The following is a 12355-nucleotide window of genomic DNA, read 5'->3' on the forward strand; positions in this document are numbered from 1 at the left end:
ACTAGATTGTATTATCCCCATTTCAACAATAATTTTTGTAATCATCACTCAACGCATATTGCATATAATATCACCTAAATGTCAATGGAAAGTATTTTTAAGTTTTTTAGGTTTAGCCATACTATTAACAGGACTCTTCTTTTGTTCTACCTTCCTAAAATCTTATACATTAAAAGACAAATTTATCTCCCCATACATGTATTCTCCAACAGAATCAACTTTCCGGAACGGGATAACATATCATTTCATCATGGAAATAAAGACGATTGACACAACAAAACAATTTTCAGAAGAAGATCAAAAATTTGAACCATTATTTTTCGCCCAATCTTCAAATATACGACCTATAAATTCATCAAATAATATAATCATTATTATTGTCGAATCGTTTTTGTCATATGCTAATGATCTTTATTTCAACGGAAAGGCAATAACACCTAATCTTAATCAACTAAAAAAAGAAAATACATATTATTTTCCACATATACTCCCTCAAACAAAGTCGGGAGAATCAAGTGACAGACAAATAATTTATCTAACAGGACTTTTACCCCAACCAAACAAAATTACAGCCCAGAAAATGTAGTGTAACCCAAACTTAACCCAAATAAAGAACTATCGGTATATCATAGCCCACCCACGACTTTTGTTCCCGGTTCAAAAAACATGATATCATAAATAGGAAGATAGGTAATACCATTTTCTTGATAAACCTTTTGCTCGTTGGACAATACAAAGCCTTGGTGTATATTGTATTCCTTTATTTTCAACAATTTATTAAGCGCACTGTGAATGGCATAATCCTTCCCGGATTTTATTTCCAACGGCAAAACGGTAAGTTGATCGGCATCATCTATCAAGTAATCCACTTCACCATTATTTTTGTTATCGTAGTAATAGAGATTAAATCCATGAGCACGCAACTCTTGCGCCACCACAGTCTCGTACACCGACCCCAAATTGATACTTCGCACATCCTGCAGGATGGCTTGAATATTATTTTTAAAAAACAAACCTGTCAACAAACCTACATCGTTCAAGTAAAGTTTGAGTAAATTCTTTCCACAATTCTCCATCAACGGATAACTCGGAACCCTGATAGCTCTCACCTCCAAAGCCACTCCTGCCGAAATAAGGTAATCAAATTCATCTTCATAATCCGTCATTCGTTTACCTTTCTTATCCTCAATGCTTTTTGCTATTATCCGCTTTTTCCTGTTTTCAAGATTTGACGGTATAAGGTTATAGATACGCTGTATTTTCAATCTGGCATGTTCCTTCTCGTATTTTGAAGCATCAAGGGCGTATAGGGCATGAATATCTTCTTGGATCTTACGAATAGCCATCACGTTACGCTGTTCCACGAACGTATTCACCGCATCAGGCAATCCTCCCACGATCAAATACTTTTTGAATAAATCCAATATTTTAGCGTGAAGAGCATCAGGCAAGGATTGCCGTTTCTCAAAATGCATTCGCATGGTTTGCATAACAAACTCTCCGATACCATTGGCTATCAAAAATTCCTCGAAATCCATCGGATACATGTGCTTGATTTCTATACTTCCTAAAGGAATTGAAGAGGTGGTTTTCAACATCACCCCCAACAAGGAACCGCTAGCAATATAAGTAAATCTATTATCCTCTTTCAGAAATTTCAGTAACGTGAGCAAGTGATCATAAGCTTGAATCTCATCAATAAAGACAAGCGTGTTTTCCTTTCCTTTCATCCTATCTCCCGCCACGACACTTAATGCTAGATAAAAGTCATTTACCGTCTTGGCTTCCGCAAAAATCCGATCCCCCAGTTTGTCCGCTTCCATATTAACCTCTATGTAATTCTGAAACAATTTTTGTCCGACATAGCGAATAATATAGGATTTTCCTATTTGACGTGCACCATCTACAATCAGCACTTTATTAGAACCTGATTGCAAATATTTTTCAATATAGTCTCCGATTTTCCGGTATAACATAATACACTTTTCCTTGGTTTACATAAGTACAAATATACACTTTTCCAATGAATAAGTCGTGTTAAAAATACACTTTTCAATCTTTTTCTACCATTCAGTATCTACTTTTTCGGTAGCAACAATCCTATAACAGATTCTCCCGGTAATCCCTCATTTACAACTTCAAGCGTCTCGGCATGTTCACACAACATCCGCAAACTATCCAACTGCTTGTCCGAAATCACGATCGGCCCCCGTTCTTTCCTCAACAACGCGATCACACCCAAAATTGATAACACGGATGGTAAACTCATTTCAGGAACATGCACAAAAATACACCCTGAAATCACAGGAATTTCCAATCTCCTCACCTGCCCGTCTCTCTCGAATTCCACCTCCCGTACAGGTAAATAATTTTCGATTCCCGCTTGCTCCAAACGCTCCTTCACACGTTTTTCCGTCCGAAAAGCAGTGAAAACTGCATACCAATTCGTCTTCTCCATTACTCTCTGACTTCTAAGTTTTCGGTCACCTGAATTTTATTTAAAACCTCCTCCATATGATGCTCTACCCCTTCCTCTTCCATTTGGAAATCGATAGATTCATAGATTGAATTTTTTGATTTAAACTCAGGAACGATACATTTCATTTGTTTCACCACGGCAAAATTATCTTTTGTCTGTAAAGCTATATCAAGAGCCTTCATCGCATCTGTAACTTCACCATAATTATACTCACGTACCTTAGCAATCTTTATTCGTTCATGCACGGTCGGCAAGGTCTTCTCCTTCACGTTAAGCACCTCTTCGTACAATTTCTCTCCCGGCCTCAAACCGGTAAAAACAATATGAATATCTTTCCCTACCTCATAACCGGAAAGTTTAATCATCTTGCGAGCCAGATCGACAATCTTAACGCTCTTCCCCATATCAAACACAAATATTTCACCGCCATGCCCCAAGGCCCCGGCCTGCAAAACAAGTTGACAGGCTTCGGGAATCGTCATGAAAAAACGGGTGATCTCCGGGTGAGTAACCGTTATCGGACCACCCGCTTCGATCTGTTTCTTGAAACGAGGAATCACGGAACCATTCGAACCCAACACGTTACCAAAACGAGTGGTAATAAAACGAGTATTCGTAATATGATTCAATGATTGCGTGTAGATTTCCGCGATACGTTTACTTGCCCCCATAACGTTTGTCGGGTTCACGGCCTTATCGGTGGAGATCATCACAAAACGCTGGCAATCATATTTTACAGCACAATCAGCAACATTTTTCGTTCCGAAAATATTCGTTTTCACGCCTTCAATCGGGTGTTTTTCCATCATAGGCACGTGCTTGTAAGCCGCCGCGTGATACACGATATTTGGGTGATAAGTTTTAAAAAGTCCTTCCACCCGGTCTACATCACGCACATCCCCGATCTCGACTTTGTAATCCGTGAAACCACACTCCTCTTTCAACTCCAACTCAATATCATAAAGTGGCGACTCGGCCTGATCAAATAAAACAATCAGGGATGGATTAAAATGCGTCAACTGCCGCACGATTTCACTCCCGATCGAACCGGCAGCCCCGGTCACTAGTACCACTTTGTTCAACAACTGTTTTCGGAGATTGGTCTCCTCCATGTGAATCACGTCCCTCTCCAGCAAATCTTCGATCTTGATATTCCGGATATGTCGTATACTCAACTCCCCGTTAATCCAACTTTCGAAACGAGGAACCTCAAGCACATTCACATCGGCAGCCAAACAAATCTCGACAATTTCCCGCTTTTTATCAGGAGAAATCATCTTTTTAGCAATAACCACCTTATCCACCCGGTTACGTTTCAACAAATCGGGTAAAGACGACATCTTATAAATCTTGACCCCCTCGATAATTTTTCCCGCCTTCCGGTCATTCACATCAACAAATGCAAGAATATTATACGTGGCATCCTCCACGTTATCCATAGCATGCTTGGCCATGATTCCGTATTCATCACTACCACATATAATCACGTTCTTTTTGGTACGCTCGGCACCGATATATTGTGCGAAAACTTTTTTCACGATCACCCGACTCATAACCATCAAACTGGTCAAAAGAATGTACTCCGTAAGTAAAACCGAAACCGGGATAAAAAGATAACCATACAACAGGAAAAACACGCCACTCGCCAGAAGAAGGACGATCTCCCCTGCCGTCAGCACGTAATAGATGCGCAATGCATCCTCCGTTCCCGTGAAACGTACTATTCCGGAATAAGTATGTCCCAAGAGAAAACTGATCACCCGAACGCCGACAATAACAAGGGCTCCGGTCAAGACGAAATCCAACCTCATCCGGTCGATCTGGAAATTGACCCAAATCAGATAAGCAATGCTTACTGCCATAATGGCAAGAGCCACGTCGATCAAAAATACAATCCAACGTGGCGTGTACGAGAATGAGCGCAACGTTCTCATCCTATTCAATCCATTTGTAATAAGTGCAACCATAATTTTCTAATATAAAAATAAAACCTTTACGGAACAAACCTCCTAAAAGGTGGACATCCGCAAAGGTAATAGTAATTATATTAAAAAAAAATTTTTAGTAGGTCTTCAAAATATTAACCTCTTCTTCCGTCAAGAATCGCCAATGCCCTCTAGGCAAATTTTTCTTTGTAATCCCGGCAAAAAAGACGCGGTCCAAGCGAAGGATCTGGTAACCCAAATGCTCAAAAATTCTCCGGACAATACGATTTCTACCGGAGTGAATTTCAATCCCTACCTGCGTACGATCATCTTCAGCCACTCTCACGTCATCCGCCTGGATAAAACCATCCTCCAACTCGATTCCCTTACGAATAGCCTCCAAGTCACCCGTTTGAACAACCTTGTCCAAGAACACGTGGTATATCTTTTTCTGGTTATACTTCGGGTGTGTCAATTTTTTTGCCAAATCACCGTCATTCGTGAAAAGCAACACTCCCGTGGTCTGACGGTCAAGTCGCCCGATCGGGTACACGCGCTCTTTACAAGCTCCCTCGATCAAACTCATCACGGTTTTACGCTCCAAAGGATCTTCCACCGTCGTCACGTAATCTTTCGGCTTATTCAACACCAAATATACTTTCCGCTCGGGAGTAATCATTTGATCATCCACCTCCACTTTATCCGTGCGTTTCACTTTTACCCCAACCTGTTGTACGACTTCCCCGTTTACTTTCACCCGACCGGCAGCGATCAATACATCAGCATCGCGACGGGAGCACACACCGCCTTTAGCGATATAACGGTTCAATCGCAATTCCGTCTCCTCCCCCTCGTTTTTCTTGCGATATTCAATTTGTTTTTTCTTGCTGTACACGCTTTTCGGGGCGTTATCTTCATCTTTCCGACGAGCAATCACTTTTCTTACCGGACGATCAGAATTACGATCCCGACGATCATTTTCCTCTCTGCGATCCCGACGTTCTCCCCGATAACCCTCTCTACGAAAACCTTCATCGCGGGCACCTCTTTCCCGACGTCCTTCATCACGCCGATCATTGCGATCCCTGTTTTGATAACGATTATCTCTTCTTTCTGTATTATCATTCCGATCTTGAGGACGTCTTTCCCGACGATCACCCCGGTCGGAGAAACGATTGTTATCTCTGGAATCTCTCTCGTATGATCTTCTATTATCCCGGTTCTCGTAACGATTATTGTCCCGATCCCCCTTTCCCGGTTTCTATCGGCATCCCGGTAATAACGATTCCCGATCTCCCGATCTCCCGCACCTCCGTTACGCTCTCTTTCACGTTCTTTGTTCAAATCACGGATATACCCGTATCCTTGTTCCCGTCTAGGCCTGTCCGTGTTAAAACGATTAGGTCTTCTTGTTTCGCTTTCTCCACCTTCACGGTTTTCGAAACGCGATGTTCTACCCCGACGATTCTCATCACGATGCTCGATCGGTCTTGTAATTCTAGGTCTTTTAGTCTCCCTATTCATATACTTACGTATAAATTTTTAATTTTAAATTTATGATTCTTGCTTACAGCCATCACGGCCTACTCTATTGCTTGAAGATATGCACTCATTTTCATACCTTCTTAATTATCCATTTTCAATTCTACATTTTTCAACTTTCTATTACTTCGGTGCCGCCCGGTATACAAATAAGGCCACCACAGCGAACAACATATTCGGTATCCATACCGCTAATAACGGACTCATACCTCCATTGGTTGCGAAAACCGTGGAAAATTGCATAAATAATATGTACGAAAAGCTAATTAACAACCCCAATCCCAAATGGAATCCCATCCCTCCCCGAATTTTACGAGAAGCAATACATACCCCGATTAACGTTAATATAAATGTCGCGAAAGCCCCCGAAAACATCTTGTACTTCTCGATCTGAAACTCGACCACGTTACTGCTTCCCCGCAATTTTTGCCGGGCAATGTATTCATCCAACTCCGGCAATGTCAATCGTTCCTTGATCTTCTTGGGATCCTCTGAAAATTCAGCCGCACTGAAACTCAATACCGTATCAATCGTTTGCCCGGTAGTGTAAGTCTCCTTGATCCCGTCAAATTCCCGCAACGTCCAGTTATTGATCCGCCATTTCTCAAGCTCTTTATTCCATGAAATCGATTTTGCCGTCAACTTGCTAACCAACGTGTCTTCCCGAAATACCTCGTAAGTGAAATCATTCCCCCGGCTGGAATAGACATTAAAACTCGACATATAAATAAAGACACCGGGTGCAATCTGCCGGTGAATATTCTCTTCCTTGTTACTATACTTTTTCCAGATATATTGCTCCGAGAACGCGATACGCTTCTTGTTGGCATTCGGAATAATAAAAGCACTTAAAAGGAGCGACAGACAAGCAATCACTCCGGCCGAAATCATGTAAGGGCGAACCATCCTCCGGAAACTGATACCCGTACTTAAAATAGCAATAATCTCGCTATTATAAGCCATCTTAGAAGTAAAGAAAATAACCGAAATAAAGGTGAACAACGAGGAAAACACGTTCGCGAAATAAGGCACGAAATTCAGATAATAATCAAATATGATTTCCTTCACGGGTGCCTCGTTTTCAATAAATTTTTCCAGTCTTTCCGAAAGGTCAAAAACCACGACAATACTCAAGATCAGTACCATCGAAAAGAAAAAGGTACCTAGGAACTTCCGGATAATATATAAATCTAATTTTTTCATTTTATGTTAGTTGCTTCTCAGCACTATAATCTTCGTGTAACTTTTTTTATCGTGCTCTCTTTCCATGTCACGAAATCTCCTTCTAATATGTGTTTGCGAGCTTCACGTACTAACCACAAATAAAACGACAAATTATGGATCGAGCAAATTTGTAGCCCTAAAATTTCATCCGCCTTGATTAAATGACGTAAATACGCTTTCGAATAATCGCTGTCAACAAAACTCAAGACGGCCGGGTCAATACGACTGAAATCCTTTTCCCATTTCTTGTTCTTTATATTAATCACGCCCTCCGTGGTAAACAACATACCATTTCTCCCGTTTCGGGTTGGCATCACGCAATCGAACATATCCACGCCCAAAGAAATAGCTTCCAAAATATTTTCCGGGGTCCCGACCCCCATCAGGTAACGGGGCTTATCCTGCGGTAAAATCCGGTTCACCACTTGAATCATTTCATACATCACATCGGCCTCCTCCCCAACGGCCAATCCCCCGATAGCGTATCCCTCCCGGTCAAGAGCGACAGCGTGTTCCGCCGCCTTTTCACGTAAATCTCGGAAAGTACATCCTTGCACGATCGGGAACAATGACTGGTGATAACCGTACAATGGCTCCGTGGCATCCAATCGTTTCACGCATCGTTCCAACCAACGCTGCGTCAACTCCAAAGAATTCTTCGCGTAACCGTACTCACTCTGTCCCGGAGGACACTCATCAAACGCCATGATAATGTCAGCCCCTATCTTACGCTGAATATCCATCACATTCTCCGGCGTGAACAGATGCTTAGAACCGTCTATATGAGAGCGAAACACGACGCCCTCTTCCGTAATCTTCCGGCAATCACCCAAAGAAAAAACCTGAAAACCACCACTATCCGTGAGGATCGGACGATCCCATGAATTAAATTTATGTAACCCTCCTGCTTCTTCCAACACCTCCGTACCCGGTCGCAAATACAAATGATACGTGTTACCCAAAATAATCTGGGCCTTAATATCTTCCTTCAACTCTCTCGCGTGTACGGCTTTCACGGTTCCCACCGTACCCACCGGCATAAAGATCGGAGTTTCAATATTCCCATGATCCGTGGTTAACACACCACACCGTGCATCACTATTCTTGTCTTTCGCTAAAAGGGTATATTTCATCTAATCATGATTTTGAGCGTACAAAGATAGGAATAATTAAATCTAAAATCATAAATCTAAAATTATTTATATCTTTGGTCCAAATTAAAAAAACAAAAAATAATTGTCATGAGGATGTTTTACAAGTTAATTGTATGTATGTTTATCGTGGGGTTTGCTCTACCCGTAAACGCTCAAAACAAGAGCAAAAAATTCACTCTGGAAGATTTTAACTTGACCTACACGTTCAGGACACATGGTGTTTCAGGCCTCCGCTCGTTAAATGACGGGGAACACTATACCGTGTTGGAAAACAATGGTAAAAAATTGGTCATGTACAGCTACAAGACCGGGAAAGCCGTCAGCACGCTACTAGACTTAAACGATCCCAAGTACAAAGCGGTCCAGGTCATCCAAAATTATGAATTCAGCCCGGAAGAAGACCGGATTTTGATCTGCACGAATATAAATCCCATCTATCGTCGCTCATTCACGGCAGATTATTTCGTGTTTGATTTAAAAAACAAAGAATTGAAACCTCTATCGGAAGGTGGTTCTCAACGTCTGGCAACCTTCTCTCCCAACGGAACGAAAGTCGCATTCGTGAGAGACAACAATATCTTTATCGCTGACCTACGCTTCGGCTCCGAGATACAGATCACCTTTGACGGGAAATTTAACGAAATCATCAACGGAGCCCCTGACTGGGTATATGAAGAAGAATTCGGATTCAACAAAGCATTCGAGTGGGCCCCCGACGGGTCAGCTATCGCGTTCATTAAATTCGATGAATCGGCCGTGAAAACTTACCACATGAATATGTTCAAAGGGCAATATCCGGCATACGAACAAAACGCTCTTTATCCTTCAAACTACTCTTATAAATACCCGAAAGCCGGGGAAACCAATTCCATCGTGAGCGTTCACGTTTATGACATTAAAGATCGCATGACTACCCCTATGAACATTGGTGAAGAAACCGATATTTACATCCCCCGCATCAAATGGACAAAAGACCCGAAGAGATTAGCCATCATGAAACTGAACCGTTTCCAAAATCACCTGGAAATCCTATTGGCCAATGCCCGCGTGGGAAGTACAACCGTACTTTACCGGGAAGAAAACAAATATTATATCGCGGAAAGCAACTTGGACAACTTGATCTTCATGGAAGACGGGCAACACTTCATCATGAGCAGCGAAAAAAGTGGTTATTCCCACCTCTACCTGTATGCCATGAGCGGGAAAGAAATCCAGCCGATCACGTCCGGGAAATACGACGTGGTCGACTTCTACGGGTACGATCCGGTAAAAAAACTTTACTACTATGCCTCTCACGAAGAATCACCCCTGGAAAAATACATCTACTCCATCGACCTGAAGGGCAAAAAGAAAAAACTCACCCCGACCAAAGGATGGAATGAAGCAGAATTCAGCAAATCATTCAAATACTATATTAATATAGTATCCAACGCGGATATGCCACACGTGTACACCCTGTACGCGGCAAACGGGAAAGCCGTCCGCACGCTGGAAGACAATGCCGCGTTGAAAGCAAAACTGGAAGATTACGCTGTTGCCAAAAAAGAATTCATCCAGATCCCGGCAGCTGACGGAACCACCCTGTTGAACGCGTGGCTCATGAAACCGGTGAACTTTGACGCGTCAAAATCTTACCCGCTACTAATCGTCCAATACAGTGGTCCGAACTCTCAGCAAGTAAGCAATAGCTGGGGTATGGACTGGACACAATACCTCGCACAAGAAGGTTACATCGTGGCTTGTATCGACCCCCGCGGAACGGCTGCCAGAGGAGAAGAATTCCGGAAATGCACCTACATGCAACTCGGTAAAATCGAGAGTGACGACATGATCGCCGCGGCCAAATGGCTTGCCGGACAATCTTACATCGACGCTAAAAAAGTAGGCATCTGGGGATGGAGTTTTGGCGGATTCATGTCATCACTCTGCCTGATGAAAGGGAATGACGTGTTCTCCACGGCTATCGCGGTCGCTCCCGTTACTCACTGGGGCTTCTACGACTCCATCTACACGGAACGCTTCATGAGACGTCCGCAGGACAATCCTTCCGGCTACAACGACAACTCCCCGATTAACTGGGTAAAACACTTAAAAGGGAATTTACTGTTATGCCACGGAACCGCGGATGATAACGTACACGTGCAAAACACCTACGAACTATCCGAGGCTCTCGTACAAGCGAACAAACAATTCGACATGCAAATTTACACCAACCGGAACCATAGCATATATGGCGGTTACACGCGATTACAACTGTACACTAAATTTGTGAACTATTTGAATCAGCACTTGAAATAAAAATTCAAAAGTTAATTCAGGTTACAGGCTACAGGTTTCGCACCAATATTTGTAAATCAAGAACCTGTAACTTGTAACCTGCCAACTTGAAACAAAAAAAACAGATAAGTTGTGATTGAATCACAACTTATCTGTTTTTTTTATATCTTGCAAACGATAGAAATAAACATGATCTCGGTGCAATTATCCCCGTGATAATCCAGCTGAAATCTTAAATCATAAATTTTAAAACAAAAACGTTATGAATAAATGTATCTGCACGTTAGAGCCCAAGGCTATTTGGGAAAACTTTTATAAACTAACTCAAGTTCCGCGTCCGTCAAACCATGAAGAAAAAGCCAGAGAATTTGTTATGAATTGGGCAAAAGAAAACGGAATCCATGCTGAAATGGACGAGGCTCACAATATATTATTGAGCAAACCGGCAACCCCGGGCATGGAAAACCGCAAAGGAGTCATCCTGCAAGGTCACTTGGACATGGTGCCTCAAAAAAATGAAGACAAACAACATGATTTCACCAAAGACCCGATTTCTGCCTATGTCGACGGGGAATGGGTAACCGCAGACGGCACCACCCTCGGAGCAGACAACGGTATCGGCGTTGCCACCGGAATGGCTATCTTATTATCAAAGGACATTCCTCACGGTCCGGTTGAAGTGTTGATCACGGCTACCGAAGAAACCGGAATGGACGGAGCAAACGGTATCCGCCACAACTGGTTAAAAGGAGACATCTTGTTGAATCTTGACTCTGAAACAGAAGGTGAATTGTATGTCGGTTGTGCCGGCGGTATCGACGGAGAGATCGTATTCGACTATACTCCCGAAGCAGTTCCCGCGGGACACAAAGCATTCCAATTATCACTGAAAGGCTTAAAGGGTGGTCACTCCGGAATGGACATCAACTTGGGTAGAGGAAATGCCAACAAATTATATTTCCGTTTCTTGAAAGCCGTCAGCAAAGAGCTGGATCTTCGCCTTTCTTCCGTATCCGGTGGAAACATGAGAAATGCCATCCCGCGTGAAGCTTTCGGCATCGTGACGGTTCCGGCTGCCAATGCAGACAAATTCTTGGCTAAAGTAAAAGAATACGAGGAAATCTTCAAAGCAGAATTAAGTGCTAAAGAACCCACCCTTACTCTCTTTGCCGAAGAAACCGCCCTGCCGCAAAACGTGATGCCGGTAAAAGTACAATATAACCTGATCAACGCCATCAAAGCTTGCCCGAACGGTGCCATGAGAATGATCGATTCCATGCCTGACACGGTTGAAACCTCCAACAACCTGGCCATCGTGAAAGGTGGTGACGGAAAGATCGAAATATACATGTTAATGCGTTCTTCCGTTGAAACAGCTAAAATGTCTTTGGCACAAGTCGTACAATCCGTTTTTGAACTAGCTGAAGCCAACAAAATCAACTTCACCGGAGAATACCCGGGCTGGAAACCGAACCCGGACTCAGCCATCCGCAAAGAAATGGAAGAAGTTTACATGAAACTGTACGGCAAAAAACCGGCCATCATGGCCATCCATGCCGGATTGGAATGCGGTATCCTGGGATCTGCTTACCCCCATTGGGACATGATATCCTTCGGACCGACCATCAGTTCTCCTCACTCTCCGGACGAGAAAGTGAACATCGAATCCGTAAATAAATTCTGGGAATTCTTGAAAGCTACTTTAGCTGCAATTCCTACAAAATAACAAACTACCCCCTCCAACTCCTCCTTAC

The 12355-nt window shown here is 42.8% G+C and carries 8 protein-coding genes and 1 pseudogene; 3 read left to right on the forward strand and 6 right to left on the reverse strand.

The features are described 5' to 3' along the window. Positions 1-250: 250 nt before the first annotated feature. Positions 251-586, forward strand: a complete 336-nt coding sequence (locus tag D8S85_RS07725) for an alkaline phosphatase family protein (RefSeq protein ID WP_127074953.1) — start codon at positions 251-253, stop codon at positions 584-586. Between the two features lie 40 nt (positions 587-626). Here the strand turns inward: D8S85_RS07725 and D8S85_RS07730 are convergent, their stop codons facing one another. The 6 genes and pseudogenes from D8S85_RS07730 to tgt form a co-directional block, all read right to left on the reverse strand. Further along, positions 627-1976, reverse strand: coding sequence for an ATP-binding protein (locus D8S85_RS07730; protein ID WP_106480202.1), 1350 nt, complete (start codon positions 1974-1976; stop codon positions 627-629). 101 nt (positions 1977-2077) lie between these two features. Further along, positions 2078-2458, reverse strand: coding sequence for a UpxY family transcription antiterminator (locus D8S85_RS07735; protein ID WP_106480203.1), 381 nt, complete (start codon positions 2456-2458; stop codon positions 2078-2080). After that, positions 2458-4446: a polysaccharide biosynthesis protein gene (locus D8S85_RS07740; RefSeq protein ID WP_240648908.1), complete on the reverse strand. Its 1989-nt coding sequence runs from the start codon at positions 4444-4446 to the stop codon at positions 2458-2460. Before D8S85_RS07740 ends, D8S85_RS07735 begins: the two co-directional genes overlap by 1 nt. Before the next feature lie 94 nt (positions 4447-4540). Then, a pseudogene (locus D8S85_RS22335) lies at positions 4541-5928 on the reverse strand (pseudouridine synthase). 141 nt (positions 5929-6069) lie between these two features. Then, a complete protein-coding gene (locus D8S85_RS07755) occupies positions 6070-7149 on the reverse strand; it encodes an LptF/LptG family permease (protein WP_106480205.1) in 1080 nt (359 codons plus the stop codon). Between the two features lie 23 nt (positions 7150-7172). Then, entirely contained in the window at positions 7173-8303 is a 1131-nt protein-coding gene (gene tgt / locus D8S85_RS07760) for a tRNA guanosine(34) transglycosylase Tgt (RefSeq protein WP_106480206.1), read from the reverse strand. Positions 8304-8411: 108 nt separating this feature from the next. Here tgt and D8S85_RS07765 point away from each other — a divergent pair, with 108 nt between their 5' ends. Next, positions 8412-10622: a S9 family peptidase gene (locus D8S85_RS07765; RefSeq protein ID WP_228423153.1), complete on the forward strand. Its 2211-nt coding sequence runs from the start codon at positions 8412-8414 to the stop codon at positions 10620-10622. Between the two features lie 241 nt (positions 10623-10863). Beyond that, the gene (locus tag D8S85_RS07770) at positions 10864-12327 is read left to right on the forward strand and encodes an aminoacyl-histidine dipeptidase (RefSeq protein WP_106480208.1); all 1464 of its coding nucleotides are present in this window, start codon (positions 10864-10866) and stop codon (positions 12325-12327) included. The last annotated feature ends 28 nt before the right edge of the window (positions 12328-12355 follow it).

The sequence above is a fragment of the Butyricimonas faecalis genome, from assembly GCF_003991565.1.
In the GTDB taxonomy this organism is placed as follows: Bacteria; Bacteroidota; Bacteroidia; order Bacteroidales; family Marinifilaceae; genus Butyricimonas; species Butyricimonas faecalis.